Consider the following 26,903-nt stretch of genomic DNA (forward strand, 5'->3'; position numbering starts at 1 on the left):
CCCCATCCGCATATCTCACACACCACGGATACAGCCACCCACCCACGTCCAACAGGGACTTCGCAACAATTCACCCCAACGAGCTGAAGTCAGTAGGCCAGGCGTCGGCTCAGGCGTTGGCGGGGCGGCTTTCGGGATGGGGCCGTGCCAGTCCAGGCACAGGACGGTGGCGTCGTCTCTCACGTGGCCGTTGCAGGCTTCGGCGACCGCGGCGACCAGAGCGCGCACGACCTCGCGCGGGTGTTCGGCGGCGGTTTGTCGGATGAGGCCGGGCAGGTCGACTGCTTTCGCTTGACGTTCTTGCATGCCGTCGGTGAAGAGCACGAGGCGGTCACCGGGGCGCAGGTCGAGGTCCTGCACCTGGTACGGGCCCTGCCCGGCGACGCCGAAGGGCAGGTTCACCGTCATGTGCAGTTCGTCGACCGTGCCGTCGCGCAGCAGTAGCGGCCCGGGATGGCCGGCGTTGACGAGCTGGGCGCTGGTCCCGTCCAGGGCGATGCGCGCCAGCTGGCCGGTGGCGAAGGTCCGTCGGCCGTGGTCGAGGAGGGCCTGGTGGACCTGGCGGGCCTGCTCGGCAAGGCCGGTCCCGGCGCGCCGGGCGCCGCGCGAGGCGTTGACCAGCAGAGTGGCCATGAGCGAGGCATCGACGTCGTGGCCCATGGCGTCGGTGACGGACAGGTGCAAAGTGTCGTGGTCGAGGCTGTAGTCATAGGTGTCACCGGCGATGTCGGAGGCCGGGACCAGGGCGCCGGCCAGGGCGAACTCCGCGGCCTCGCAGGAAGGGGCCGAGGGCAGGAGCTGACGCTGGATCTCCGCAGCCAGGCTCACCGAGGTGGTGCGGTTGCCCCAGTGGTAGAGGTCGGTGAACCGGCGGTCGGTGACGATGATGTACGCCAGCGCGTGCGCAGCCTCTTCGACCTGATCCAGCACATCTGGTGTGACCTGGGTAAGGAACAGTTCCAGGACACCGATGGTGTCGCCGCGGTTCGTGACAGGGGCGAGCACCCGCTGCCCCTGCTCACCCTCCGGCGCCCGCACCAACTTCTGGGTGCGCAAGACCTCGTCGTAGACGCTGCTGCCGGCGAGGGGGACCTGCTCGGCACGCCGCTCCTCTTGCGTAGCCGTCTTCTCGCTGACCCGCAGCATGCGTCGACCGACGACATCGACGAACAGGAACGACACGTATCGCGCGCCGAACCGGTCGCGCAGATTGCGCGCCACGACATCCAGGGAGCCCACCGGCGCGGCATCCTCCGCCGCTGACAGCACCTCCGCCAGTCCGATCCGATCACGCCTCACATCAGCCTCCCTAAGTTGCTGACTCTCCTTCCCACCGAAGCGAGGGCATCACAGTTGCGACATATGCCTCAGCACGTACAGCCTGGCGCAAAGGGCCGAGCAGACCTCGATGGAACACATTCAAGGCATATCTGGTCGCTGTCCATGGACAAGCAGCCCAGTCGCCGACCTTCTGTCTCCCGCGTATGTGTGAGGTGACATTTCGTGGGTAAAGGGTTGTGGCGTGACAGTCCACCGGGGGAAGCCGACGGCGCGTACCTCCACATCGCCTGGCCGGTCGCCAAGACGGCCGTAGCCGACCGTCCCGGCCGGCGGGCGGCTCGGCCATGACCAGGACGGCCAGGTCGGTCGTGAGCTCGCACCACTCGGCGGTCGCGGTGGTGGTCCACTCGTCGGGGCGGTCGGCGTCGAAGCGGACGAGCACGCGGGTCGCGCCGTCGACAACGTGCGCGGCGGTGAGGACGGTTGTGCGGGTCACCCGGTATCCCGAGCCCCGGCGCCCCGCGCCGAGGCAGTCGCCGGCGATGACCTCCACGATGCGATGCGGATCGAGGCTCGCTCCGGCCGCCGGGACGCTGTGAGTCACGGCTCGTCCCTTCTGCCGGGTCTACCGCTCCCCGGGGAGTTCCTGTCCGGACAGCGGAGGTGCGGACCACCCTGGATGTGCTCAGCACCATCGGACTGACGCTCTTCATGTTCCTGGTGGGAACGGGGTTCGTACACACTGACGGAAGCGGCGGAAAGGGCGTGAGGAACGCGACGGTACCGGCGGTCTCCGGCATCGTTCCGTCGCTGCTGCTCGGCGCCCTTGTCGGCTACGCCCTCCACGACCGGCTCTCGCGCCCCGAAATCAGCGCCTTCGAGTTCTCCTTCTTCATAGGTGCTGCCCTCTCCATCACCGCCTTCCCCATGCTGGCCCGCATCCTCTACGAACGGCAGCTGCAGAACTCACCGATCGGCCGGCTGGTCCTGCTCGGAGCTCCATCGACGACGCCGCCGCGTGGTGCTTCCTCGCCGTACTGTCGGCCATGCACACCGGCGGCGGAGCTGGGCAAACCCTGTGGACCGTCGCGTTGACCGCGCTCTTCGCCGTCGTCATGCTCACAGTTGTGTCGCGCCTGCTGCGCCCGCTGGGTGCGAGAGTGGAGCGTACGGGCCGGTTCGGATTCGACGAGATGTACCTCGTCGTCGCGCTCGTCCTGTTGGCCGGTCTGTTCACCGACTACATCGGTATCTACTCGGTCTTCGGCGGCTTCGTCGCCGGGCTCGCCATGCCTCGCAACTCCGCGTTCCTCGATGCTCTGCAGAGCCGGATGATGGACACCGTGTGTGTGCTGCTCCTGCCTGTCTTCTTCGTATTCTCGGGCCGCAACACCCAATTGGGCGGCCTTGCGGGATGGGACATGTTGGGGCCCTTCCTGCTCATCCTCGGCGCGGGCTTCATCGGCAAGTACGCGGGCTGCGCCGCTGCGATGCGTACCGTCGGATTCTCCTGGCGGGAGTCGTGCGCCCGTCGGCAGCCTGATGAACGCCCGGGGGCTCATGATCCTGATCTTTGTCAACATCGGCCTGGCCCAAGGAATGATCACGCAGCACGTCTTCTCCATGCTGGTTCTCGTCGCCGTGGTGACCACAGCTTCGGCCATGCCGCTGTACCGCTGGGCGCTGCCGAAGCGGTTCGAGAGCCGGATGACGCACGGAACGCAGACCGCTCCCCTCAAGGCATCAGCAACAGCGGCAGGACCAGCCGGGCAGTGACGCGGTGCGGTCGGCCCTGAGTTCCGGCAACGTGTCCCTCCCCACCCAGCCGCGGAGCGGGGAGGGGGCTCCGTAGTCACCCCGGAGAGGCCGAAGACCACTGACTCGCCGCCCGGAGCGGGCGCCGAGGGCGGTGCTCACAGCTGGAACTCCCGGTGGCACCAGGTGAACAGCTCCCGTGCCTCATCGAGCCACTGGTCGGCCATCGCGTGGAAGGCCGACCGGGACAGCGCGCAGGCCAGGGGCAGCGTACGGATGCCGCTGAGGTACGCGGGGCGGGCGCCGCCGAGGCCGCAGACCGCGAGCATGGGGGCCAGCCGCTCGACGTTCCAGGCGTTGGCGGCGGCGGCCGCCAGGGCGAGCTGATCCTCCGCCAGGTAACGGTCGTCCGTGACCAGCACCAGCAACAGTTGATTCCGGGTCGTCGTGAAGGCCAGAGTGATTTTCCGCCGAGCCTCCGGGTGGTCGAACCCGATTGTTACCGAGCCCGCGTCGGCTTCGAAGGGAAGGTCGTGCCGCGACACCCACGTGCTCACCAGCCGCTGCCACTGGCCGGACAGCGGGAGCCCGTCGGGCGAGGGAATGTCAGGTCCGGGCACGTCGTACCGCCTCCAGCACCATACGGTCGGTCAGACCGGCGTCCAGCAATGCCCTGACCCCGGCCGGGAACGTACGCACCGGACGTGGCTGTGGCGGCGCGTCGGAAAGGGGCGGCGGCGCGGCCACACGGGCGGGGACCGCACCCCGGGCGAGCCAGGCCGCCCCCGTGGCCACCGCGAGTTCCGGCTCGGACACGTCCATCACCGGCCTCCCCGAGCGGGCGGCCAGCAGCTCACCGACCATGGGAAGCCGGGAGCTGCCGCCCACCGGGACGATGAGGTCGAGATCCGCCCAGCCGAGGCCGTGGGCCCGCAGCACCCGCTCGCACTCCGCGACGGTGTCCGACAGCATCGGACGGACAGCCTCCCTCAGCTCGGCCTGCGTGAGCGTGACCTCGACCGGCGGATCGAGCATGGTGAGCAGATCGGTGTGCTCCGACGAGACGGACAGTTGCTGCTTGAACGCGGTGCACGCCTCCGCGAGCTGGGTCCTGCGGCGCAGCACCCCCGCCCCGCCGTCGTCCGCGTCGCTGCCGGAAGACCGCAGGGAGTCCAGGGCGGCGGCGGGACAGCGGTCCCGTATCAGTCCGAGCACCGCCTGGTCGATGGCCAGCCCGCCGACATGGGGCAGACCGCCCGGGGAGCCCAGGACAGTGAAGCCGTCCCTGGTACCCCGGGCGATCGCCAGGTCGAACGTACCGCCACCCAGGTCGTACACCAGGACGGTCCGCTCCCGGTCCATCCCATGGTCGTGCAGGGCGTAGACGGCGGCCGCCACCGGTTCGGTGTGCACCTCGACCGTCTCCGGCTGGAGGCCCGCTGCCTCGGCCGCGTCCAGCATGAGCCCCCGGCGAGCCCGCTCCCAGGTGGCCGGAACGGTGATTCCCACCCGTTCCGGCTCGGCCCCGACGGCCCGGTGGGCCTGCTCCACGAGGAAGCCCAGAACCCGCGCGGTCAGCTCCTCGCTGCTGAACCGGCGCTCACCGAGCCGGTGCGGGCACGGCTCGCCGAACTCCCGCTTGAATTCGGCCCGGAACCGCTCGGGGCGTCGCAGACGCGAGTTCTGGGCCGCCTGCCCCACCACCATCGATCCGTCGGGGAGTAGACACACGGCACTGCGTACGGAGGTCGCCCCGTGGGCGCTGACGGGATCGCGCACTGGCAGCGGGGGGTGCCCCGGACGCAGTACGACCAGGGCGGAGGCCCAGGTGCCGAAGTCGATGCCGTAGACCACGCCGCCGGCCGCGCCTCCACCGGTTGTTCCGCCGGTCATGGCGTGTCGAACTGGTCGGGGTCGAAGGACGCGCCGATCGCCGGGGGGAGGGGGGTGTCGATCACCGGCGGCTCGGACAGCGCATCCACCCCGGAGGCATCGGCTGGGCCCTGGCCGGGGACGGCGGTCGCTGCGCCGGCGGGGGAGTCCGGGCCGAGCGCGTGCAGAGCGGCGTCCAGGGCGAGGTCCACCGCGACCTCGCCGGCCACCGTGGCCGCCGTCACCCCGGCCATGGCGGCGACCGGGGAGGACGCGGTTCGCCGCGGTGTCCCGGGCGGCGCCAACCGCGTTGCCAGGACCGCCGGTCCCGGCCGCGGCCCGGAGGGCGCTGCCGACCGCATGGCCAGGCGGTCAACGCGGGAGCGCAGCCGGTCGAGCTCCCCCTGCAGCCGTCGGTAGCGCTCCTGGCGGGCCAACAGCTCGCCGCGCCTGCGCGAGTGGGTCTCCTTGGTCTGCCGGCTCGCCTCCTGGAGCCTGCGACAGGACTCGGCGAGCGACTCCTGCTGGGCCGCGAGCTGCGCGTTCAGCTCCTTGACCATGGACTCGGCGATATCCCCGTACGCCTGCTGGAAGGAGTCGGAGGCGTGCCGCCGGTTGGCGGCGATCTCCTGGCAGACCAGCTGCAGCAGCCGCGCGTCGCGCTCGCGCTGTGCCCGCTCGCGCAGATCCTGCCGGTGGTTGCGGAGACCCTGCACAATGCCCGCGATCCACAGCCCGCCTCCCACGGCCATGCCGCTGAACGGTTCGATCATGGCGACGGCGGCTCCCGCGCCGAGTCCGGCCATCCCGGTGGACCAACTGGCCCGGAGCTGGTCGAAGACACGGGCGGGCCGGACGTTGAGCGGCACGGTGGGCACCGTGATGCTGGGGGTGAAGGGCAGTTGGGATGCCTCGGGCGAAGTGAGGCGGAGACTGGTGTGCCGGGCGAACTCCGCCATGAGCTGCATGGCCACGTCGGCCAGCCGCTCATGTGCCTCGGTGAGCGACCCGTGCATGCCGGAGGCGACCTCGCCGATGAGATCGTCCGAGCCCGGGTCGGCCCCGGCGGACACCTGCTCCTGGTAGCCGCGCAGCACAGCGTCGAAGGCGTCCTGCAGCGCGGCGCGGGTCTGCCGGGTGTCCACCTCGAGGCGCCGGGTCAGCTCGGAGCGCCAGCTCGCCCTGCTGGAACTCAGCTCCGCGAGCCGGGCAGTGGTCTCCTCGACCTGGCCGCGAATCCTCCGCAGGGACGCGTCGGACTCCAGCGCGGCCAGTTCGTTGACCAGCGGCGCCCCTGCCGTCGCCAAGGAGTCGCCCAGCCCGTCCAGCGCCCGCCGCAGCTGTGCCGCGCAACTCGTGGCGGCGAGCCCGTCCCACAACTCGCGGTCCAGTTCCGGGAAACCCGAGTCGGTGAGCAGCTGGTCGTCGGTGCGGTCCCGGAGCCACTTGAGCTTGCGGAAGGAGGACACGGGCACGATCACCAGGCTGTCGGCCGGCCTCCCCAGGCGTCCGGCGAGCTTCTCGCGGGCGCCCGCGACCACCGGACCGGCATCGCGCACCTTGTCGGTCTTGGTGACAGCGGTGACGACCACCTCGCACTTCTCCAGAGCCTCGCTCAGGAAGTCCAGCTCGTACGTGGCGAGCGGCTCGATCGCGTCGCAGACGAAGACCAGCCCGTCGGCCCGCTCCAGGAAGGCGCGGGTGGCCGCTGTGTGTTCACCGTTGACGTTGCCGACACCAGGGGTGTCGACGACCACCAGGCCCCCTTCCAACTGGGGCACCGGGGCCTGGATCTCGACCAGCCGGACCTTCTTGTGATTGCCGGGGTTGCCCTGCTCGGTGACGTACGCGGGAAGCTCCGCGAGCGTCAGCTCCAGCCGCCGCGTGGCGCCCCCGGCACCCGGGTCCCCGAGGTGCACCACCGCACGCTCCTCGGCACCCCACGCCAACGTGGAGACCACACAGGTGGCCACATCGACGTCGACCGGAAACAGGCCGGGCCGTTCCACCAGGGCATTGAGCAGCGACGACTTGCCGCGCTTGTACTCACCGACCACCACCACATGACAGGTGCCGGCCTCCAGGCGCTCCCTGGACCGCGCGAGCAACTCGCGCCGACGGGGGCCGAGCTCGTCCAGCAGCTCGTTGAGGACTCTCGGGTAGGCGGCCAGCACGTCGGTACGCAGACGGCTGATTGCGTTGTCCCGCATGGTGGTTCACCCTTCGTCGGGCAGATGGGCGGCGGGCAGGTACTGCCGGAGGAACTTCGGCGCGAGTCGCCGATAGGAAGGGACGAGACAGGGCTCCAGCAGCCGGCCCAGCAGCTCCCGGAACTCCGCGGTCACCGCCGCATCGGGCTGCCGCCCGAGCGAGAACGCGGCGAAGAGTTCGTCGTACAGGCTGAACAACCGGGTCCGCAGCGCGCGGTATCCGGCGTTCGACAGCCCCTCGACGGCGGGGTGGGGGAAGCGGCCGATCGGGTGCGCCCACTCCTGCCGGGAGCGGTGTGGCTCCTTGAAGCGCAGATCCGTGTACTCGACGAGGCGCCCGGTCGACCAGTCGACGGTGGCCGTGGCGATCGGAGGGAAGAGGTCGGCGCCGCCGGCCGGGTCGGGACGCAGGACGAAAAGCGGTAGCCGGGCGAAGACCCGCGGCTCGCCGTCCTGGATCACGGCGATCGGAACGGCCCAGCCGATGCCGCACTCCATGGGCGCGAGCTCGGACAAGATCCGTGAGCGACGCAGTGTCCTGACGAGGTCCTCGCAGCGCGGCAGTCGACGATCGGCGCGGCTCATGCCGGGCTCGGTACGGGTCCTCATGCCGGGCTCGGTACGGGTCACGGTGAGACCGCCCCGGGGGTACCAACTGCCACCAGCAGGTTGCCGGAGTCCTGCCACGCGCCCATGAACTCGTCCAGCGGGACCGCCAGGCCCTGGCCGTCCGGATGCCCCGAGTCGTTGAGTATCACCATCGGGTTGGCCGGGTCGCTGTGGTCGAAGCCGGTGACCCACACGGCATGGTCGGCGTCCTGGCCCGGAATGCCCGGCACACCGCCCACGGGGTCGTCCGCCGGGTCGTACCCAGCGGTCCAGATTTCACTGGAGTCGACCCCCACGATGGCCGCCCCGCCGCTCGAGACCACCTGCTCCAGCTGCTCCAGCGACGCCCCCTCCACATGCTCGACCGGGACACCGTGGTGCTCCAGGAGATTCCCCACATCGGCGGGGGCGGTACCGGAACCGTCGAACCAGCCCATGCTCGCCGCCTCCTGGGTGAGCTGCTCCTCACTGAACTCCTGGCCGGTGAGATAGGTGAGGACCATGCCCTGCGCACCGATGGCACAGGCTCCCTCACCGGTGTGCGGACGCCACACCTCCATGGCCTCCGCCGGAGTTCCGGAGACGGCCGCGGGATCGCTCTGCGCCGGATCGAAGTTCGGCAGGTCGGGGACCCCGCCGAGCGAGGACGGGCCGAGGGCCGGACCGGGGTGCGGCGCCTCCGTTCCGGAGCCGTCGTAGGGGATTGCCAAAGCCGCCGGGTCCACCGGGTCGCCCAGAAGTATGTCGCCCGTCAGATTGACCGGGGACGACGGGTCCGTGTAGTCGGTGAGGTCCACCTCGGACGCGGCCCCGGCGCCCGGGTCGTACGGTTCCCAGCTCATTGCCCCGTCCCTTCGGCGTCGTCCATCCCGTACAGCAGCTCCCGGGCCCGGCCGATCTGGTCTGCCACCCGCTCGTAGGAGCGCAGCACCGCCCTCGCCACGGAGAGCGTGGGCCGGTCGACCAGCGGGTCGCAGCACAGCCCGGCCCACTGGGCGGCGTGGCGGCGGGCCGTCGCCAGCAGCGTGTCGACCGGTGTGCCGGCGGGCAGGCCCAGCCGGGCCGCACAGCTGGTGCCGTGTTCGCCGGTGACCGCCAGCAGCTGGGACTCCTGCTCCGCCGTCAGGTCGAGCCCGCCGTTGTAGTACGCGCCCAGTGCGGCCAGTTCCGCCGGCCCCGGGTCGGTGACCTGGAGCCGCTCCAGCCGAGCGGCCACCCGGTCCGCCGCGGCGGGCACCGGCCGCCCGGCGAGCTGCGCCGTGGCCCGCAGGCGGGACACCTCGTCGGCGATCTCGCGCCGGCCGTGGTCCAACTTGATCAGCCCGGCGCGGTTCCCGAAGTGCCGCAGGACGAGCTCCCGCAGTGCGAGTACGCCGCTGCGCTCCAGCAGAGTCCGGCGTACCGCGTCCTCACCCAGGCCCTCCCGCAGACAGCCGCAGGCCAGAAAGACCCCCCACGCCCCCATCCGGTCGACCAGACCGGCGCGGACCCCGGCCGGAACCGGCAGTTGGGGGTACTCGCGGCCGCAGAAGAGACTGACGTCCTCCATGAGGTCCGCGAGCCGCCGGGGCGGCACCTTCGCCAGCTCCGACAGTGGTCCGAACGCCTTCGACGGCATGCGTTGGGCGGCGATGCCGAGCAGACCCGCGACGGGCACGACCGTGCGGAACACCCTCCGCACGGCGGGCCGTTGCGCGTACGAGTCGGCAATGCGGCGGGCCGTCACCATCGGGTCGTAGTCCAAGGGGTCGGCGGGCAGCCCGTCGGGACCGGTTTCCCCCACGGGAGGCCAGTACTGGTCGCTGCGCGACAGCACCCCGAACGCCTTCAGCGGGCTCACGGCCGCCCCGTACGCCCCGGCGAAGCTGTCGACCGCCTGCTGGTCGGCTCGTCCCAGACCACGGCTGAAGACGAAGACGACGGCGTCGGCCCGGTCCATCTCGGCCGCGCTCAGGGCGTGCACCGACCGGGCGTCCCCGCCCAGTTCCTCGAGCACCCGGGCGGCGTCCTCCCGCTCCACCGGATCGTCGATGCCGAGGAAGGACAGCGTGTTGCCGGCGTCCGTCCCGTGCACACTGCCCAGCCCCGGCGTGTCCACGATCCGGAATCGGCGCAGCAGAGCGCTGGGCCGGCCCACCTCGACCTTGCGAATGGCACGCAGCTGCCGCAGCCCTCCGGCGTCGCGCACGGTCAGCCGGGACAGCGCATCGGGCGGCCACTCCTCGGCCGGGCGGCCATCCTTGAAATGGACCAGCAGCCGCGGCCGCTCCGCATGGTGGAACTCGGAGACGTTGAAGGTGAGTTCCAGCTGACCGGTCTCACAGACCTCCTCGCCGAGCAGGGCGTTGACCAGCGTCGACTTGCCGCGCTTGATCTGGCCGGCCACCGCCACCCGCATGGGCTGCGCCATGCGGGCCCGTGCGGTGCGCAGGATGACAGGGAGGTTGCCGGCCTCCGGTCCCGCAGGGCCGAGGTCCTCGGCGATCCGGGCGAACACCCGGCCGTGGGTGCCGGCGACGTCGGCCGTAAGAAGAGTGTCCGTCATGCCGTCACCACTCCGAGAACAGGTTGTTCAGGATGAGGTACAACACCGCCATCCCCACCCAGACCAGGAGCTGCTGCACCCAGTCCGGCACCGAGTTGTCGGACTGAGCCGGCTGTACCGGTGGATCTGGGGGCACTGGCGGCGGCTCGGCGGGGGTGGGTGGCCAGTGCGTGGGTGACTCCTCGATGACGGCCGTCCCGGTGGGCGGCGACTGCGGGGCTGGCTGTGGCGCCGGCTGCGGTGCGTTGAAGGCGTCGTGCCCCGTCGCGTCAGCCCGGTCGCACCACGGACACCTCGTCAGGTGGGCCCCGTGGGCGTGCCTCGGCCGGCGCGGGCAGATCGTGATCGCGCCATCTGCCCGCGACTCCTCCAGGGCCGCGAGCCACTGACGTGACGTCGGGCGCTGCGCCGTGTCACCCAGCCCGGGCCCGAACGCCTGGCGGGCCAGCGTCAGCACGGCCGGCGGCAGCACCGTCGGATCGAGCACGCCGCGCGGCAGGAGCACCGATTCCGGCCGTACGACAAACGAGCGGCTGGCCGAGATGTTGTCCGAGATCTGTACGTCGTCCTCGCTGTCCCGTGGCACCCCGCCGAACGGGTGGTACCCGGCGGTCAGCAGCTGGTAGACGAGTACCGCCAGCGCGAAGTCGTCGCTCGGTGCGCTTCCGGGCGCACCCAGCAACCGTTCCGGGGCGGCATAGTCAGGCGTGTGCAGGGTGGCCGGGAACTCTTCACGGGGGCCCGTGGTGGTGAAGCCGATCGAGTCGCAGTCGAGGAACGTTGCGAAGCCACGTTGGTCGACGACGACGTTCTTGGCCGAGAAGTCACCGATGACCATGCCCTCGTGGTGCAGCCTGGCCGTCATGAACGCCAGGTTCCAGCAGATCCCGAGCAGGAACCGCCAGTCGGCCTCGGCCGGAAATCTGAGCAGCCGCTGTTCCCTGCTGAACAGCCCCATGAGCTGGATGTGTTCGGGTCCGGCGAAGCGCCCCATGCCGTAGCCGAGGAAGCCGCCGTCCGTGCCGTGCACGAGCCCCACCGGCCAGGCCAGCTCAGGGGGTTGACCACCGATCACCGGGCGCCCGGCGAGCGGGTTGAGCGCCAGCATCTTCCGCAGCCGGTCCTCGCGCGCGGCGTCGGGCTGGTGGTAGACCTTCACCACCAGGTCGTCGGCGCCCTCCACCGGGTGGACCGCCGCCTCCAGGCCCGAGCCAAGCGGCGGGTCCAGGAGCACCACCGGCCGTCCGTCCAGAAGTACCTTCCGTCCCGTCACGGCAGTTTCCCTCCCTCCGGGCCGCCCGTCGTACGGACCGCCCGCACCAGCGTCTTGTCGTCGGCATTGAGCGCGGTGAGCCGGTCGGACAGCAGCAGCGCCTCCAGCTCCCGGGCGTCGGCCCGCGGGTCCGGGCCCGGACGGTCCAGCGAGCGCAGCACCGAGGCGGCGAACGAGCGGTTGGCCAGCGGCACCGGTCCCTGTGCGCGGGACAGCGCGGCCTGCGCCAGACCGTCGGTGGAGAGCATGACGCCGTCGACGCCGTCGTCCCGTACGCAGGCGATCCGCACCCTCAGCGCGGCATCCCGCGAGCTGAGGAAGGTCGTCTCGTTGTCGTACTCGCTCGCCGACTCGGGCTGCGGCAACAGATGGAACTGTGGTTCGCCGTTCTCCTCACCGGCCCGCAGCACCACGAATCCGTCCCCCAGCGAGGTGTAGCCCAGCCAGCCGGGACCCAGCACCACCACGGTGAGGGTGGTGGCGAAGTCCGCCGGGCCACCCTCACCGTCGCCGGACAGTTCCCACGTGCTGTCGAGGAACGTGTCCAGCACCTCCAGGAAGGCGCCCCGCAGCTGTGTTCGTAGGTCCTCGGCGTCCCGCGGCCCCCCTCCCGCTTACCCAGACGCGCCCCGAACACCGACGTGGCCAGCCGCACCGCCAGCTGCGCACCCTCCTGCGAACGTCGTCTGCTGCCCGCGCCGTCCGCCACCGTCAGGACTGTGACTGGGGCGTGGGGCGGGCCGGTGTGCGACTGCCCCCAGGCGTCCTGGCACGGCATCCCCTGCTGGGCGTGCCGATATCCCTGCACGCTCATCCCGTGCACCCGCCACGACCTGCCCTGGACGCGTCCGTTTCCCGTTGCCCCCACCACCTCGATCGCCCTCACCTTTCACTCCTCGCCGCTTGTCGCTCAGGAGTCCCAGGCAGAGCGCTGAGTCTTGAACCGGTTGAACAGCTGCTCGAAGGTTTCTTCCTCCGCGCCCTGCTGTTCGGCGCTCGCGCTCGCCGACATCGTCTGCAGCAGGTCGCGGAAGGGGAAACCTTTGAGCGTGGCGTGGTACTTCGGCGCCAGTTCCCGCAGCACCTGCTGACCGCGCTCGCTGATCCCGCCGATGCCGAAGGCGTAGAAGCGGAAGCGTTTGGCGTCCTGTTCGGCGGCGAGCGTCGGCACGAGCCGGCGCCACGCGTCCGTGGCCATCCCCTGGCTGTCGGTCGGCAGACCGTCGGTCACCAGGCAGATCTGAGGGCGGTAGTACTGGAGTCCGGAGCGGCGCAGCTCTGTCTTCCGCGCCGCCACCAGCCGCATCCCTGTCTCCACGGCCTCGGTCAGCAGCGTGACGCCGGAGGCGGACAGCTGCGGCGGCCGGAATTGGTGGGCGGCCACGAAGGGACTGGCCGTGGCCCGCGGGTCGAGGAGATGCGGGCCCTGCCAGACTCCGATCCCCGTGCCGCCGAAGGTCACCAGGGCGATCTCGACGCTGGAGCTGAGCCCCACATCCTCCTGGATCTCGCGCCCCCAGAGAGCCAGCGCCTCATTGAGCAGCTGGATCGGCTCGCCCGCCATGGAGCTGGAGATGTCCAGGCACAACAGAAGCGGCAACCGCTGCGCGTTGGTGCCGAACTCGATGTCCGCGTACGCGGCGGGCAGGTCCTGCGGCGGCGTGGCCGGCGGCCCCGGAATCGTTGGGTTCATGGGACGAGATCCTTTTGTCGTGTCCGTGATGTCGTGCAGTCGTCGCTTCCGGCGCCCGTATCAGGCACGGGAGTCAGCCCCGGGAGTCCCCGGGCGCGTAGGCCAGGAGGATTCCGGGTCGGCGGTCGGTGACGTCGACGGTCGCCTCGGGGTCCGGCGGGTCCAGATACGGCTCGGCCCAGCTCGCGCGGTACAGCCAACCGTCCAGTTCGACGTATCCCTGGGGATGGAGGCGGGTGCGTACGGTCGCCGGGCGGACAGGGCCGTCCGGCTCGGCGCGTGGGCCGGCCGCGCCGGGCTGCGCGGAACCGGTGGGCCATGACTGGCGCGGGGGGCGCTGCGGCAGCGCGGGCACCGGCCCGGCGATGCGGGCGGGCCGGAAGGCGGGTACGGGCGCGGACCGGGCGGCACGTGCGGGTCCGGCGACAGATCCGGGCACGTACCTGGTCCTGAGCACCGTCAGTGCGAACAGCGCGGTACCGGCGGCGAGGAGCGTCAGCAGCACCATTCCGGCCGGACCGATGCCTGTCCCGTCCGCGCCTTCGCCGGCGGGGAACAGGAGCCGCTGCGGCTCGACGCCCTTGGGGTGTCGGGCCTCTTTGAGTGCCGCCTGTTCGTCCGGGGCTGTGCGCGGATCGGACTCGGGGAGTCCGACGTCCTTCACGTGGACAGGCTGTCCGTCGGGACGTTTGAGGAGTTGGCACAGGCGGTCCCTGCCGCCGTCACAGAGCCCCAGCTCATCGGCGTACCGCAGGACCTCCGGGGGAGGTGTGCTGATCGTGGCGTCCTGGTGGACGACTGCCCGTCCGTCCGCGAGAAGCAGGAGCACGGTGCCCCCCGGCCCGCTGTCGCGGCCCGTCTGAACGACCACCAGACGGACGTTCGGCTTCCTCTTGGCCTCAACGACGCGCTCCATGCCCTTGCGTACATCGCCGTTGCCCAGGTTGAGCCGCTGCCCGACCGTCACCACAAGCGTGCCGTTTCCCTTGCCCGGATCGATCCCTTTCGCTGTCCGGTCCAGCCAGTCCGGAACCGCCGTGTCGCCGCCGGCCGAAGCCCCCACCAAGGGGACCGTCAGGAAGAGCACCGCCACCAGCGTCGCCAGGGCACGCTTCACCGCCCATGCCATGTGTCCCCCCGAATGTTCCCCCGATGACGCCCAGGGACGGTTTCTGCCTCTGTGTGCCGACCGGAACAGAGTGGCAGGGCACAGTCGGCCATCGGTGTGGTTGTCGGACAACTCGAAGCCTCGCGCAGGAGCGTGAAGCTTTTCGAGGGCGCGCGGGAACGCTGTTGTGCGCCGGGGCGCCGCCCTGTGCCGCACGAGCGGCGCATCCCTCCTGACTTGCTGCGACAGCCGCTCCATGGCGCTCGCCCCCACCTGCACATGACTCCGGATCGGGTCTGCAACATGCCATCGCCCGGCGGCGGACAACCCGTCGTATTGCGGAATCGGCCACGGGAGTGGTGCGGTATCAAAGTCCCGGCTCATACTGCGGGACAGGGGGACGGCGTGGCCAACACCGACGAAGCCCAGGAGCGTCTGATCGGACTGCTGCTGACCGAACAGAGGGGCACCGACCCGGCGCCGTACCTCTCCGGGGAACCAGGCACCCAGGACAGCACGTGGGGCAGCTGGCTCGTGCCCGCGGCGGCGCTCGCGGCCGGCGAACCCAAACGGGCCGTCGCCGTCCTGGGGCGCTCCACACCCGCTACGCCCGATCACGCTCACCTGGAAAAGGCTTTGCGGACCGCTGCCCTCGCCATGGAACACAACTGGCACCCCGGCGCAGCGCCCGTCCCCCTCCGGCAGGAAGCCGTCCGCGCGCTGACCGACGCCGGCTCCGGGATGGAGGCCGTCGTCGCATCGATCACGAACCCGCCGGTCCGGCTCTGCGCACACCTGGCCGGACAGGTCGGCGTCGTCCTGCTCTCCGCTCGTATGACGCTCGGCCACGCCACGACCTCGGTCGCTGCCCGGTCCCGCACCCTCCGGTACGGGGCGCACACACCGTGGACCGAGCGGGAGTTGGCCGACGATGTGCTGCAGCCGCTGGAGTGGTTCGACGGGTTGTACGAGGAGCTCATGGACCTCGGTCACGCGGACGCCACCGCCTATCACCTGCTGCTCGCGGCCGACCTTCGCGTACGGGCGGGCAACCGGGCGGCGGCGACGCTCCTGCTGCGGCACGCGGACCAGTACGCCACCGGCAGCCCCGCCGCCGCGGGCTTCGCCGCGCTCCTCACCGGCGACTGGGAGCTCGGCGCCCCCGGAGCGGCCGAACACTGCGCCGTCGCACCCACCCCGCCGGACCCCGACGCGCTGTCGGTGGCGGCCGGCCACTACGAGCGAGCCGCAGCGTCATACGGTGCGGCGGGATCCTCGCGCGGCCGGGCGGCGGCGCTGCTGCGCCTCGCACACACGCATCGGCTTGCCGGCCGGCACACGCACGTACACGAACTCCTGGACCAGGCCCTCGAATTGGCGCTCGCGGGCGGCGACGGCGCGTGCGCGGCGCTGCTCCGCGTCCACCGAGGGCTCGGCCTCATCGAGGCGGAGGAGGCGGGGGAGGGCGAGTCCGAGGCCGCCGAGCAGGTCGTGAACTGGGCCACGACGGACGGAAGCACGTCGTGGCTCCGGGGGCTGCGCCACATCGCCGAGGACCGTGCGCGGCACTGGAGTGCGCAGGGCGAGATCATCAAGAGCAAGCGCGCCGGCCTGCTGGCGAACCGCCTCACCGCCGAACCCGCGGGCACCCGCCGACACCTGACGGCCGGGGCCGCGGCAGGCACGTACCAGCGGGCCGGCCACCGCCTCGCCGCGTTCGTGCTCACCGGCACGGAACAGCAGGAGCACCTCGACCGCATCCGGCAGCGAACCGACCGGGGCGAGCCGCCCGAACTTGGCGAGTGCCTGAGCGTCGTCCGGTGCGCCACGGTCCTGAACGATCAGGCGACCGTCCTGCAGGACCCGGATCTGGTCGCTGCCACACGCTCGTCGACCGAGCTGGCGATCGAGGTCGCGGAGAGTCTTCTGGCCACCTCGGATCCGGATTCGGCCGTCAGGGACGCGGTACGGGCCGCGCTCGGCATGCTGGAGTCCGGCCTCCTCACCTCCCGCGCCCAGGAGACCCGGTTCCGCTCCCGGCGCGCCCGTTCGGCGGGACTCGACGCGGAGGCCGACCTCCACGCCCACCAGACCCTGCGGGAGGCTGAACGGATCACGGACCCGCTGTTCGCGGGGCTCGTACGCTGCTCCGCCCGTCTCGACCTGCGCGACACGGACGCGGCCAGGGCCGAAGTGGCGGCGATCGAGGAGCACCTCTCCGCGATCCAGGCGACCGCCCTGTGGCTGAGTGTGGGCGAGCCCGAGCGCGCCGCGCCCCATGTGGAGCGGATCGGCGTGGACGGCCCCGGCCCCGCGCAGCCGTGGGAACTGCCCGCGCTCCACGCGGACTTGGAGCTGGGGCGGCGCGTGTACGACCGGGCGGCCGGCCACGCCCTGCGGGGGCTGGCGACGTACGAAGAGCGCCGTGTCAGGCTGTCGCGCGACGCGCTGCGCGCCTCGTCCGCCGACGATCCGGTGGTGGCCGGCCTCCACCACGCCGCGGTGCTGTCCTTGCTGGAAGGCGGCGGATCCGACGCGGCCGCCGCCTCCTTCGACCGGGCCGAGCGCACCCGCTCCGGCTTCCTCGATGCCGTGCGTGCCCTCGACGCCGCGGGTGACGACGGGGCGGCGCGCGCCGCGGTCAGGAACTGGCTCGCCGCCGAAATCCGCTGGTCCGCGCAGTTCGAGACCGAGGCGGCGGCCATCCGCCGCAGCGCGGTCACCGCGCCGGCACACGAGCGGAGACGGCGGATCGACGAGGTGGAACGGGGCCTGGACGCGGCCGAGTCGGAGGTACGCCGGCTCGCCCCCGCCGCGTTCGCCGCGTCGCACACCGAGCCGCCGGACGCCGCCGCCGTGGCCGCCGCGCTGCCCCCGGACGCCCTCCTCCTCACGTACCACCTTCACGACGACGACCTCGTCGGCTGGGCCATGACCCGTGAGACGCTGCGCCCGCGGCGCCACGCCCGGTGGGCCCACGGTACGGTAGCGAGCGCCCGCCGGTTCCATGCCTGGTGCGCCGGGAGGGACGCCGGAGGCGACGGCGAAGCGGACGGCCAGGAGCTGGCCGCACTGCTGCTGGAGCCCTTCCGTCGGCTGCTCCGCGACCGGCGGCGGGTGATCGTGGTCCCGCCCGCCGGACTCGCGCTCCTGCCGTTCCACGCGCTCCCCTGGAACGGCGACGTCCTCGGTGCCGGCCATGAGTTGTCGTACCTCCCCGCCGCTTCCCTCGTCACCCGGCTCCACGAGCAGCCACCGGAGCGACCCTGGTCACAGCTCGACGCGCTGCTGGTGGGCGCCCCCGCCATCGCTCCCCGCCACGGGCTGGCGGCCCTGCCGGGCACCGCCGCCGAAACCGTGGAGATCGCCGGGCTGCTGCCCCGCCACCGACTGCTGACCGGGCCCGCGGCCACCCGCGAGGAGGTGCTGGAGGCGGCGCGCGGCTGCGAGCTGCTCCACTTCGCCACCCACGGGCTCGTCGACGACCTCGCGCCCCATCGCAGCCGGCTTCAGCTCGCCGGGGACGACGACTTCGGTCTCGCCGACCTGCTCACCGCCGCTCATGCCCCGCAGTTGCTCACCCTGTCCGCCTGCGACACCGGACGCGGTACCGCCACCGCCGGCGGCGACGTCCTCGGGCTGACCCGGGCGGCGCTGATCACCGGGGCGCGGCACGCCGTGGTCTCGCTCTGGCCCGTCCGTGACAGCACCGGGTGCCTGGTGATCACCCGAACCTACCGCCGTCTCTCGGACGACCCGACGGACTCCGTCGGTACGGCACTGGCGAAGGCTCAGCTGGAGGTGCGGGGCCTGTCGGCCGCCGAACGGGACGAGGAGTTCCGTGCGCTCACCGACCGGGCCGGGGTGCGTCCGGGCCCCGCGTCCCGGTCCAGGTCCTGGTCCGGGACCAGGGACAGTGAACAGCTGCGCTCCACGGAGGCAGACGACCGGCACCCGTACCACTGGGCGCCCTTCATTCATGTGGGGGTATGACATGACGCTGCGCGCGGTGCTGATCGGCGCTCAGACGTTCAACCTGACGGGCGTGCACACCGATGTCGAAGTCATGCACAGCGTGCTGGGGAAGCACGGCTTCACCGACATCCGTGCCCACGTCGAGAAGGAAGCTTCCTACGCGGGCATCTCACAGGCGCTGCGGCAGCTGTGCCGCGACACCCGGCACGGCGACGGAGTCGTCGTGTACTTCTCGGGACACGGCTCGCTGCGGGGGGATCTGCAGTATCTGGTGCCCGACGACATCGAACAGAGCACACCCACCGATTTCCGGGGTTTTCTGGCTGCTGAACTCACCGCCATGGTCCGTGTGCTCACCCGCATCACGCCCAACGTCACGTGCGTGCTCGACTGCTGCCACTCCGGCGGAGCGGTACGGGACCCCGCCCACGAGTCGGGCCGGTGGCGGCTCAAGTCGGTGAGCCCGCCCAAGGTCGCGCACGACGACGGGCTCGCCCGGGCCGCCGCCCTCGCCCGCCGGAACGCCCCGCTGGTCCCTGAAGTCGTCCGGCTGACGGCGTGCCAGCAGCACGGCTCGGCGTACGAGGCCGAGGTCCGCCCGGCCGCCGGCCGCCAGGGGGTCTTCACCGCCGCACTGGCCGACGTGCTCGACACACCCGCCGCGCGTCAGGTGCCCTGGTCAGTACTGATCGCCCGCCTGCGCGACCGCGTCAAGCAGCAGCACATGCCGCAGTGGCCGGACGCCGGCGGGCCCTCCGGCCGGCTGCCCTTCTCGCTCGAGGAGCGCTCGGAGCCGGAACGTATGCCCCTGATCCGCAGGGACGGCCGGTTCGTCGTCCCCGGAGGTGCCGTCTTCGGCCTCGACCGAAACGACACCGTGCGCATGGTGTTCCCGCACGACGACCCCTGGCGCGGGCTTACGGACCGCGAGCCGGCCGAAGGTGAGGACGCGACGGTGCAGGCCACCGTGGACACCATGGAGGGCGGCGACGCAGTGCTGCGTACAACGGCGGAGGCCGATGCAGCCACTGGCGAAGCACCCCTGCCTGCCGGGCTGTTCACGGCGGAACTGCCACCGGGCACGTACGCGCTGCCGCTGCGCGTCCACGACCGCCGACTGGTGCGCGTCGAGGGCGACGGCACACTCGCCGACGCACTGCGCCGACAACTCGCCGACTGCCCCCGGCTGGCCGAGACCCACGACGGGCAGCCCTTCGCCACCGTACTCCTCCACAACGGCACCGCCACCGTGCTGAACCACGACAACCTGCCGTTCCGGGAGCCCCTGGAGGCCACCTCGTCGCAGGTCTCCCGGATCACCGGACTGCTGGAGGACTTGGCGCGGGGCGACCGGGTGCGCGCCTTGCGCGACCCGGAGGACGGGGCCCTGCCGGCCGCCGATGTGGAGGTCCGCTTCGAGATCGAGGTCCCGGCCCACAGCGGCATCTGGCGCCGCCTGGACGCGGTGGGGGAGTGGCTGTACGACAGGGACCGCTACCGCGTCACCGTGACCAATCAGTCGGGTGAGCCGCGGTACTTCTGGGTGGTCGGCGTCGGACTGAGCGGCAGGACCGCTCTGGTGACCAACGACCAGCCCAGCGGCTACCGCCTCGAACCCCACGGCGCGCCGCACCGCAGCACCCGCACGACGGCCCCGATCAGAATCACATGGCCCCAGGACGTCCCGCGCCTCGGCCCGCGCCCCGAGACCGTCCACGTCCTCGTCGGCGACCGCCGGATGGACCTGAACGTTCTCACGTCGGTCGGGCCGCGCCGGAACGCGGACACCGCCGACCCCGCCCTGATGCCGCTGTTGCAGGAGGTGTGGGGGGCATTCAGGGACCAAGTCATGGAAGGGGGAGAGGAGTTTCGCTACCGCGTTCACACGGTGCGCGCCGACGCCGTGCCGTACCCCCGGGAGGCCGGCGCATGAATACGCGGATGTCGGCGCTCGGCAGGGCATTACGATGCCGTACGTCACAGCTGCCGAGAGGTGCCGGTAAGGCCGGGAAGGTTCCGCGATGCCGGAGAAACACGCCAAAGGCCCGGACCCCGAGGACCACTGGCCGCACGGCACGCTCCTGGCGGAGCTCGCCGGCTCCGGGGAGGCCGCAAAGGACCTGCTCTCCCTGGGGACGCCCCGCGCGTACGCCCCCGGCGAGATCCTTCTGGCCGAGGGGCGGGAGGAGACGTTCGTCCTGCTGCTGGTGACCGGCGTCACCAAGGTCACGGCCCTCTCGGAGAACGGCGACACGGCGCTGCTGGCCGTCCGGCTCGGCGGTGAACTCGTGGGGGAGTTCGCCGCGTTCGACAACGGGCCGCGGTCGGCCAGCGTTACCGCGGCGGGCGCGGTCACCGCCCGGCGCATCGGGCAGCAGGACTTCCTCCGCTGCCTGGACCGGTATCCCGCGGCCGCTCTGGCGGTGAGCCGGATGCTGGTGCGCAAGAACCGCTGGTCGGTGCGGCGCCGGGGCGACTTCGGCAGCTGCCCGGTCGCCACCCGGGTGGCCCGGGTCCTCCTCGACCTCGTCGAGGACTACGGGCGGCCGCAGGGCGGCGGCGTCCTGATCGGGCCACGGCTGACCCAGGCGGAGATCGCCGGGCTGGTCGGCGCCAGGGAACGCCGCGTACACCACGTCCTCGGCGAACTGGCCGAGAAGGGTGTCATCCAGGTCGGCTACAGCCGGCTGACCGTCCTCTCACTGGACGGACTGCACCAGGCCGCCCTGCTGACCGGGACGGACGACGACTGACGACAGCCGCGCAAGAGGGGGAGCGAGGGGAGCCAGGACCATGGGACAGGACGATGCACGGGACGGGGCACAGGACGACGTACTTGCCACCATCGACCTGTTCGCAGCGACGCTGCGGTGCCCAAAGGAGGAGACCTCGTACGCGACAGGGTCGCGGGCGCTTCCCTGGGGCGCCCCCTGGGCTACGCCCTGCCCCCGGTCACCGACGGCGTCACGGCGGCGGGGCGCGCGGCGCCGCGCGACGTCCTGCTCTGCTTCCCCTTCGACCTCGAGGAGCTGCCGGGCGGCCGCGACTACCGGGAGGCGACCCTCGCCGTCCCGCTCGACGACGGTCCGCACGCCGTGACCCGGCACCCGGCACCCGGCAGCACCGCGGCCGACGGGGCGGAGGTCGCCGCGTTCGGGCTCGGCAAGGACCGGCTCCAATGGGTCTTCCGGGCACCGGGACGAAGCGGTGCGCTGCGTCCCGAGGGGCGCTGGGCGCAGGCCGTCGTCCGGCTCACGCCTCGCGGGCCGTCCGTCGATCTTGGTCCGAGAAGGGGCCGTCCCGCCGAGGGTGGGCCCGCTATCTGGTGTGCGGCGGGGACCGTGGGTGTCGTATGGTGAACCGGTTCCTGTGCCGAGGTGTCGGCGGCAGTGACCGGATTTCCTGTTCCTTCTGTGTCGATCTTGAGGTGACGTCCTATTAACCAGGCCATGTAGTCGTCCGTGTTCCCCACGTGCTGAGTTGTCGCACGTGTCCGGGGGCGGACGTCGCGCTGGCCTGAGTTGCGTCACCCTCCCCTCTTTTTGTCTTTCCCGGGTGCAGCTCTGCAGTCTGCCCCGGGTTTCGTGCTTTCCGGCCCCGGTGCGGCTGTCGGAGGGGCTCCCCGATTCCTTTGGATCAGGAGTTTCCCGTCGTGTCTTCCTCCGCGCTCGACAACGAGCCGCAGCACACCACCCAGCCCCCAAACCACCCAGCACCTCACCACCCGAAAATGGCCCTGGCGGCCCGGATCGCCCTCTTGGTGCTGCTGACCGCCGAACTCATTGACATCCTCGACCAGTCGGTCGTGCTGACCGCCCTGCCCGCGATCCAGGAATCGACCGGCGCCGGGCCGGCCGCGTTGCAGTGGCTGACCACCGGCTATTCACTGCCCGTCGCCATCGGGCTGATCACCGGCGGGCGCCTCGGCGACCTCTACGGCCGGCGCAGGATCCTCCTCATCGGCACCGTCGTGTTCACCGCGGCCTCGCTTCTGTGTGGCCTCGCTGCCGGGCCGGGCGTGCTGATCGGCGCCCGCATGCTCCAAGGCGTGGGAGTGGCCCTGATGATCCCGCAGGTCCTGGCCACCCTCCATGTCACCTTTGAGGGGAAGAACCGCAGCAAAGCGTTCGGTCTGTACGGGGCCGCCCTCTCCCTCGCCAACGTCCTGGGCCCGGTCATGGGCGGCCTGCTCACCGAAGCCGACCTGTTCGGGCTGTCCTGGCGGCCGATCTTCCTGATCAACGTGCCCGTCGGTCTCGCCGTGATCATCCTGGGACGCCGGTTCATCCCCGAGTCGACCGCCGGGAAGCCCGACCGGCCCGACCTGACCGGCATGGCGTTGTCCGCACTGGCCATCGTCCTGATCGTCTTCCCGCTCACCGAGGGGCACATCCATCACTGGCCGCTGTGGTGCTTCGCCCTGCTTGGTGCAGGACTTCTCGTGCTGGGCGTCTTCCTGCGCCACCAGCAGCGCAAGCAGGACAACGCCCCGCTCGTACCCCTGTCCCACTTCCGGGGCAGGCAGTTCTCCGGCGGCATGGCCGCGCAGCTGATGCACGGCCTTCTGTGCGGGCTGTTCTTCATGACCTGGACCCTCTACCTCCAGCGCGGACTCGGCATGAGCCCCTTCCACGCGGCCCTGGCCTTCGTACTGCTCTCCGTCGGAGAGCTGGCCGGCGCGACAATCGGGGCGAAGAGCAGCGGGCGCTTCGCCCGCCGCCTTCCCCAGGCGGGAGCCCTCATCACACTCGCTGCGATGGCCGCCTACGGACTCCAGGCCGACGCAGGTCAGGCAGACCTGACCCTGCTGGCGATGACCGCCCCGGTGGTACTGATCGGCTTCGGCCTCGGCATGGTCGGCGGCCCGCTCGCCGACATGTCCCTCGCCAGGGTCCCGCACGAGGACGCCGGGTCCGCCTCGGGCCTGTTCAACACCGCCATGCACCTGGGCATCGCCCTCGGTACCGCGCTGACCGCCCTGGTGTTCTTCGCCACCACCGACGGCTCACCCGACGCCGGACTCAACCGCGACGCGTTCATCACCGTCCTGTGGTGGGTCGGCAGCATCCTCGCCCTGATGTGGACCCTGATGTTCTGCCTGCCCAAGGAGGCCAACAGCCAGGCCGACTGAGCCACCCCCAGGTCCCGGCCACGACGTCAGCCGGGACCTGGGCCCTCACCCTTCCTCGACCCCTCCGTCCTCGGTGTCTTCGGCGTCGTCGGGGTTGCGGGAGGAGCGCAGGCCCCGGCCGCACGACAATCACCACGAGACCAAACAGCCGACCTCCTACTTCGGCGACACCCGCATCCGCCCCAGCTTCCGCACCCCGCTCGAACGACGCCTTGCCAGCACCTGATCCCGAGCCTCTGCAGGAACTCTGTCCGCTGCCCCCGAACGGTGCTCGGCCCGCGTCCACCACACATCGGGATGGTTCAGAGAAGTGACCAGCCCGAATGAGATGGCTCCACTCCAGATGGGGCGTGGCGTGGCGGGCCTCCAGCGGTGGGGAGATCCAGCCTAAAACGGGCATGAGGGTGGGGTGCCGGCCGTGGGGACCAACGGGGCAGCGAATGGCGCTATGGGAGAGGGGCTCCGCGAGAACCGTGGGCAAGCAGCCCTGGCACTGGCCAGCGACGACGACTGACACAACCGCCCGATGTCAGACGATTCCTCAGCGGGTGAGCAAGGATGGTCCTGATGATCACCGCTGACCCCTCGGGAGGGGACCATGGCCGACGTCTGGGTGCTGAGTCCAAGTCACAGCGAGCCGGAAAAAAGCCGTCTGATCCGTTCCGACGCCATCACCTACCTCAGCACGTCCGCCGAGGAGCTTGTCGCGGCCCGCGTCGGCTCGGACGACACCGTGGTCCTGGTTCACCGGGCCACCCAGGGCGGCAGAGACCTCCCCGAGGACTTCCACCTTGCCTACCTGGCCAAGCTCGCCGTGGCCCGCGGGCGGGCCCGCGTGAGCGAGGAGGACCTGGTGCTCCTCGCCGACACGGATACCAACGGCGCATGGGACTGGTCGGTACTCCCCGTCTCGGAGCTTTGGCCAGCCTGACCTTCGGATCGGCCCGCCCTGCCAAAAGGGGGAACCGGAGGCATTCGCCGACGCCGCTGTGCCGGCCGGTATGGGGGTGAGGGCCCTGAGGGGTGGCAGGGCCTCCCACAACGCGGGTCCGTGGGGGACGGATATGCGCACCCGCGTCGGCGGAACAACGACCACCAGGGCGTCACGGCGGCAGTGGGGTTCCAAGCCAGAGCAGGCGCAAGAGGGGCGACGGGGCTGGCTGCCGAAGGGGTGGCGCTATCGCAGGCCATCGAGCAGGTCGCATCACCAGCAGTACACAGTACCCAGTTTGGTGTGCAGAGGAAAGAACGGAGGAACGAGGCACCATCAGGATCGCCCGGGTGGAAGTCGTTGAGCCCGGGTACCGCAGGACATCCGATAGTGAGGTGGTCTCCGGTCAAGCAACCGCGATCCCCGCACCCCCGACAGCATCTCGGTCGGGTCTGCGGACACAGAGGGCCGGCGCAGTACCAGGGCCGGTAGATGGTGTAGCAGTTCCTTCGGGGCCCTGGTGCCATATGGCGCCAGGGCCCCTCAACGCGTTCCACAGAGAGGTGCAATGACAGCAGACGACTCCTACGGCCGTCTCGACGACGACGATTACCCCGCCTACACCATGGGCCGTGCCGCCGACATGCTCGGCACCACCCCGAACTTCCTCCGCGCCATCGGCGAAGCCCGCCTCATCACCCCGCTCCGCTCCGCCGGCGGACACCGCCGCTACTCCCGCTACCAGCTGCGCATCGCCGCCCGCGCCCGGGAACTCGTCGACTAGGGCACCCCCATCGACGCCGCCTGCCGCATCGTCATCCTCGAAGACCAGCTCGAAGAAGCCCAGCGCATCAACGCCGAACACCGCCGCACCGCCGAAGTGGCCAACCCTACGGCCGCGGCCTGAGACGACCGAGACCCGCAAACTTGGGCCAGGCCTTCGCGGCTGACGCCCGCATCCTCGGCCCGGGACGCACAGCGTTCCGGGCATCGCGGGTCAGGTCCCGGGCCGCCCGCACCTCACTCTCGGCAAGGTCATCTTCGGCGTCGACTCCATCGATGGCTTCTTCGACCTCTCTACCTGGATCGCCGCCATCATCGGCTCCGTCATCCTCCTTGTCGTCTACCGTCTGGTCACCGGTAACAAGCGCCACCACAGCCATGCCTGAGCGACAAAGTCCTACCCCAGCGGAACGGCTCCCCCTCTCGGAGGGTGGAGCCGTTCCGCTGCTGCGAGCTTCAGGCCCGCGTCGACACCGGGTGAAGGAACACCTGCCTACGGCTGCGTCAAGCTGCGGCGGCGGTGCCGGCTGGAGACAAGCAGGCCCAGTCGCCGCCCTTCTGTCTGACCCGCGTACGTGTGAGGTGAGTGTTCGGGGGTAGACGGGTTGCGGCGTGACTGGGCGCTTGGGGGAGGCGGGTCGGCATGAGGCAGACAGTGGGCGGTGAGGACAGCCAGTCGTTGCTGGTCGACGTCATCTCGGTGTCCGGTGCGTTCGAGGGCAGCGAGGACATCGCCGCTGCCCGTGATCTGGCCCGTAGTTTTCTCACCGATGTTCAGGCCGTGCACGGGCTACCGGTGTCCGGGCGCGCGATGGGCGTGGTGCAGCTTGTGGTCAGCGAGCTGGTGACCAATGCCCGCAAGTACGCCCCCGGCCCGTGCGTGCTGACGCTGGAGGTCGATGGCGGCGCTGTGGAGGTGTCCGTGTGGGACAGCAACCCGACGCCGCCGGCGGTCCTCGCGCCTGACCCGACCCGGATCGGTCAGCACGGGCTGGAGATCGTCATGGCGGTCGGTCAGAGCTTCGCGGTGCACCGCGAGCTCGTGGGCAAGCGGATCTCCACGGCCATCGTGCTGGCCGACGACCCGGGCGGGGACGCCGCCGGCCGCCAGCGGTGACGATCTCCGCGCGGGCGAGGCCCGGTGACGAGAGGGCTCTGGCGCCAGTAGCACCGGGCCGCCCAACCACCCCTGCGGCGGGGGCGGCTGTCTTGCTCGTGCTGAGCTTTGGGCTGCTTCCGATCCCGCGGCGTTGGCGGGTGTTCAGCCGGCCCCGACAGGCAGCGGACCTACTCGGGATTCCAGCCACGTCGGCAGGTCCAGGAGCCGGACGCCTTCCTGTTCGTCGGGGTCGGTGCGGGCGACCAGGCAGACCATGTCCTGGTCGCCGGTGTTGACCGGCATGTGGGGGGTGTCGGCGGGGATGTGGATGTAGTCGCCCGCCCGCAGCGCCACATGCTCGGCCAGGTCCTCTCCGTGCCAAACCTCGACCTGGCCGGACTGGATGAAGATGGCCGACTCGTGTCCCTCGTGCAGGTGAGGACGGCCGCGGGTCCCGGCCGGCATCACCAGACGGTGGAGACACAGCCGCTCCGCTCCTGCCGACTGTGCGCTGATGCCCGCGCCGAACGTGCCGCCCTGGAGGCCTTCGTACTGTCCGGTCCGGACCACCGTGCACTGCTTCTGATCTGCCATACGCGCAGTACAACAGCCCCTCCGCGGCGTTCGATCAGTTCCCG

Annotated in this window: 21 protein-coding genes and 3 pseudogenes; 11 read left to right on the top strand and 13 right to left on the bottom strand. The window is 71.1% G+C overall.

Going from position 1 to position 26,903, the window contains the following annotated elements; genetic code table 11:
- Window positions 1-15 precede the first annotated feature (15 nt).
- Window positions 16-1,299, bottom strand: a complete 1,284-nt coding sequence (locus ACWIHY_RS28380; protein ID WP_454378612.1) for a PP2C family protein-serine/threonine phosphatase — start codon at window positions 1,297-1,299, stop codon at window positions 16-18.
- A gap of 645 nt (window positions 1,300-1,944) precedes the next feature.
- On the opposite strand from ACWIHY_RS28380, the gene ACWIHY_RS28385 reads away from it, so the two are divergent.
- Together ACWIHY_RS28385 and ACWIHY_RS28390 are read left to right on the top strand one after the other, a co-directional pair.
- Complete coding sequence (locus ACWIHY_RS28385; protein WP_454378614.1) at window positions 1,945-2,376, top strand: cation:proton antiporter domain-containing protein; 432 nt, start codon at window positions 1,945-1,947, stop codon at window positions 2,374-2,376.
- Window positions 2,328-3,077 (top strand): cation:proton antiporter domain-containing protein, encoded by a 750-nt coding sequence (locus ACWIHY_RS28390; RefSeq protein ID WP_454378616.1) that lies wholly within the window; start codon window positions 2,328-2,330, stop codon window positions 3,075-3,077. The genes ACWIHY_RS28385 and ACWIHY_RS28390 overlap by 49 nt, the downstream gene beginning before the upstream one ends.
- A 117-nt stretch (window positions 3,078-3,194) precedes the next feature.
- Here ACWIHY_RS28390 and ACWIHY_RS28395 read toward each other — a convergent pair whose 3' ends face one another.
- The 11 genes and pseudogenes from ACWIHY_RS28395 to ACWIHY_RS28445 all read right to left on the bottom strand — a co-directional run bounded on the left by ACWIHY_RS28395 (window position 3,195) and on the right by ACWIHY_RS28445 (window position 14,367).
- Window positions 3,195-3,656, bottom strand: coding sequence for a hypothetical protein (locus ACWIHY_RS28395; RefSeq protein WP_454378618.1), 462 nt, complete (start codon window positions 3,654-3,656; stop codon window positions 3,195-3,197).
- Window positions 3,643-4,929 carry an Hsp70 family protein gene (locus tag ACWIHY_RS28400; protein ID WP_454378619.1) on the bottom strand — a complete coding sequence of 429 codons (1,287 nt, stop codon included), beginning with the start codon at window positions 4,927-4,929 and terminating at the stop codon, window positions 3,643-3,645. Before ACWIHY_RS28400 ends, ACWIHY_RS28395 begins: the two co-directional genes overlap by 14 nt.
- The gene (locus tag ACWIHY_RS28405; protein WP_454378621.1) at window positions 4,926-7,118 is read right to left on the bottom strand and encodes a dynamin family protein; all 2,193 of its coding nucleotides are present in this window, start codon (window positions 7,116-7,118) and stop codon (window positions 4,926-4,928) included. The genes ACWIHY_RS28400 and ACWIHY_RS28405 overlap by 4 nt, the downstream gene beginning before the upstream one ends.
- Window positions 7,119-7,124: 6 nt before the next feature.
- Window positions 7,125-7,727: a hypothetical protein gene (locus tag ACWIHY_RS28410; protein ID WP_454378623.1), complete on the bottom strand. Its 603-nt coding sequence runs from the start codon at window positions 7,725-7,727 to the stop codon at window positions 7,125-7,127.
- A 17-nt stretch (window positions 7,728-7,744) separates the two neighbouring features.
- Window positions 7,745-8,569: a C39 family peptidase gene (locus ACWIHY_RS28415; protein ID WP_454378624.1), complete on the bottom strand. Its 825-nt coding sequence runs from the start codon at window positions 8,567-8,569 to the stop codon at window positions 7,745-7,747.
- Window positions 8,566-10,272 carry a dynamin family protein gene (locus ACWIHY_RS28420; RefSeq protein WP_454378625.1) on the bottom strand — a complete coding sequence of 569 codons (1,707 nt, stop codon included), beginning with the start codon at window positions 10,270-10,272 and terminating at the stop codon, window positions 8,566-8,568. The genes ACWIHY_RS28415 and ACWIHY_RS28420 overlap by 4 nt, the downstream gene beginning before the upstream one ends.
- A 4-nt stretch (window positions 10,273-10,276) precedes the next feature.
- Entirely contained in the window at window positions 10,277-11,545 is a 1,269-nt protein-coding gene (locus tag ACWIHY_RS28425; protein ID WP_454378627.1) for a hypothetical protein, read from the bottom strand.
- Complete coding sequence (locus ACWIHY_RS28430; protein WP_454378629.1) at window positions 11,542-12,096, bottom strand: protein phosphatase 2C domain-containing protein; 555 nt, start codon at window positions 12,094-12,096, stop codon at window positions 11,542-11,544. Before ACWIHY_RS28430 ends, ACWIHY_RS28425 begins: the two co-directional genes overlap by 4 nt.
- Before the next feature lie 128 nt (window positions 12,097-12,224).
- Window positions 12,225-12,359, bottom strand: a pseudogene (locus ACWIHY_RS28435) (protein phosphatase 2C domain-containing protein); the annotation flags it as partial.
- 96 nt (window positions 12,360-12,455) lie between these two features.
- On the bottom strand, window positions 12,456-13,238 hold the full coding sequence (locus tag ACWIHY_RS28440; RefSeq protein ID WP_454378631.1) for a vWA domain-containing protein: 783 nt from the start codon (window positions 13,236-13,238) through the stop codon (window positions 12,456-12,458).
- A gap of 73 nt (window positions 13,239-13,311) precedes the next feature.
- Window positions 13,312-14,367, bottom strand: coding sequence for a hypothetical protein (locus ACWIHY_RS28445; protein WP_454378633.1), 1,056 nt, complete (start codon window positions 14,365-14,367; stop codon window positions 13,312-13,314).
- A gap of 384 nt (window positions 14,368-14,751) precedes the next feature.
- Between ACWIHY_RS28445 and ACWIHY_RS28450 the strand changes: the two genes are divergently transcribed.
- From ACWIHY_RS28450 to ACWIHY_RS28490, 9 genes and pseudogenes are all read left to right on the top strand, one after another.
- Window positions 14,752-18,339 carry a CHAT domain-containing protein gene (locus tag ACWIHY_RS28450; RefSeq protein ID WP_454378635.1) on the top strand — a complete coding sequence of 1,196 codons (3,588 nt, stop codon included), beginning with the start codon at window positions 14,752-14,754 and terminating at the stop codon, window positions 18,337-18,339.
- Window position 18,340: 1 nt separating this feature from the next.
- On the top strand, window positions 18,341-20,254 hold the full coding sequence (locus ACWIHY_RS28455) for a caspase family protein (RefSeq protein ID WP_454378636.1): 1,914 nt from the start codon (window positions 18,341-18,343) through the stop codon (window positions 20,252-20,254).
- An 88-nt stretch (window positions 20,255-20,342) separates the two neighbouring features.
- Window positions 20,343-21,074 (top strand): Crp/Fnr family transcriptional regulator, encoded by a 732-nt coding sequence (locus ACWIHY_RS28460; RefSeq protein WP_454378638.1) that lies wholly within the window; start codon window positions 20,343-20,345, stop codon window positions 21,072-21,074.
- A 117-nt stretch (window positions 21,075-21,191) separates the two neighbouring features.
- Window positions 21,192-21,680, top strand: coding sequence for a hypothetical protein (locus ACWIHY_RS28465; RefSeq protein WP_454378640.1), 489 nt, complete (start codon window positions 21,192-21,194; stop codon window positions 21,678-21,680).
- A 293-nt stretch (window positions 21,681-21,973) separates the two neighbouring features.
- Entirely contained in the window at window positions 21,974-23,452 is a 1,479-nt protein-coding gene (locus ACWIHY_RS28470) for an MFS transporter (RefSeq protein WP_454378642.1), read from the top strand.
- Window positions 23,453-24,050: 598 nt separating this feature from the next.
- Entirely contained in the window at window positions 24,051-24,383 is a 333-nt protein-coding gene (locus tag ACWIHY_RS28475) for a hypothetical protein (RefSeq protein ID WP_454378643.1), read from the top strand.
- Window positions 24,384-24,951: 568 nt separating this feature from the next.
- A pseudogene (locus ACWIHY_RS28480) lies at window positions 24,952-25,290 on the top strand (helix-turn-helix domain-containing protein).
- Window positions 25,291-25,369: 79 nt separating this feature from the next.
- Window positions 25,370-25,552: pseudogene (locus ACWIHY_RS28485) on the top strand (GlsB/YeaQ/YmgE family stress response membrane protein); the annotation flags it as partial.
- 257 nt (window positions 25,553-25,809) lie between these two features.
- On the top strand, window positions 25,810-26,283 hold the full coding sequence (locus ACWIHY_RS28490; protein WP_454378645.1) for an ATP-binding protein: 474 nt from the start codon (window positions 25,810-25,812) through the stop codon (window positions 26,281-26,283).
- 144 nt (window positions 26,284-26,427) lie between these two features.
- Here ACWIHY_RS28490 and ACWIHY_RS28495 read toward each other — a convergent pair whose 3' ends face one another.
- Window positions 26,428-26,859, bottom strand: a complete 432-nt coding sequence (locus ACWIHY_RS28495) for a cupin domain-containing protein (protein WP_454378646.1) — start codon at window positions 26,857-26,859, stop codon at window positions 26,428-26,430.
- Window positions 26,860-26,903: the final 44 nt, after the last annotated feature.

It is taken from the genome of Streptomyces sp. NPDC055287 (assembly GCF_053646035.1).

Excerpts from the sequence above, each read along its gene's own strand:
- ACWIHY_RS28420 (WP_454378625.1), bottom strand. The coding sequence starts at position 10,272 with ATGACGGACACTCTTCTTACGGCCGACGTCGCCGGCACCCACGGCCGG.
- ACWIHY_RS28475 (WP_454378643.1), top strand. The coding sequence starts at position 24,051 with ATGGCCGACGTCTGGGTGCTGAGTCCAAGTCACAGCGAGCCGGAAAAA.
- ACWIHY_RS28445 (WP_454378633.1), bottom strand. The coding sequence starts at position 14,367 with ATGGCATGGGCGGTGAAGCGTGCCCTGGCGACGCTGGTGGCGGTGCTC.
- ACWIHY_RS28460 (WP_454378638.1), top strand. The coding sequence starts at position 20,343 with ATGCCGGAGAAACACGCCAAAGGCCCGGACCCCGAGGACCACTGGCCG.
- ACWIHY_RS28440 (WP_454378631.1), bottom strand. The coding sequence starts at position 13,238 with ATGAACCCAACGATTCCGGGGCCGCCGGCCACGCCGCCGCAGGACCTG.
- ACWIHY_RS28455 (WP_454378636.1), top strand. The coding sequence starts at position 18,341 with ATGACGCTGCGCGCGGTGCTGATCGGCGCTCAGACGTTCAACCTGACG.
- ACWIHY_RS28415 (WP_454378624.1), bottom strand. The coding sequence starts at position 8,569 with ATGAGCTGGGAACCGTACGACCCGGGCGCCGGGGCCGCGTCCGAGGTG.
- ACWIHY_RS28405 (WP_454378621.1), bottom strand. The coding sequence starts at position 7,118 with ATGCGGGACAACGCAATCAGCCGTCTGCGTACCGACGTGCTGGCCGCC.
- ACWIHY_RS28490 (WP_454378645.1), top strand. The coding sequence starts at position 25,810 with ATGAGGCAGACAGTGGGCGGTGAGGACAGCCAGTCGTTGCTGGTCGAC.
- ACWIHY_RS28390 (WP_454378616.1), top strand. The coding sequence starts at position 2,328 with ATGCACACCGGCGGCGGAGCTGGGCAAACCCTGTGGACCGTCGCGTTG.
- ACWIHY_RS28495 (WP_454378646.1), bottom strand. The coding sequence starts at position 26,859 with ATGGCAGATCAGAAGCAGTGCACGGTGGTCCGGACCGGACAGTACGAA.
- ACWIHY_RS28410 (WP_454378623.1), bottom strand. The coding sequence starts at position 7,727 with ATGAGGACCCGTACCGAGCCCGGCATGAGCCGCGCCGATCGTCGACTG.
- ACWIHY_RS28400 (WP_454378619.1), bottom strand. The coding sequence starts at position 4,929 with ATGACCGGCGGAACAACCGGTGGAGGCGCGGCCGGCGGCGTGGTCTAC.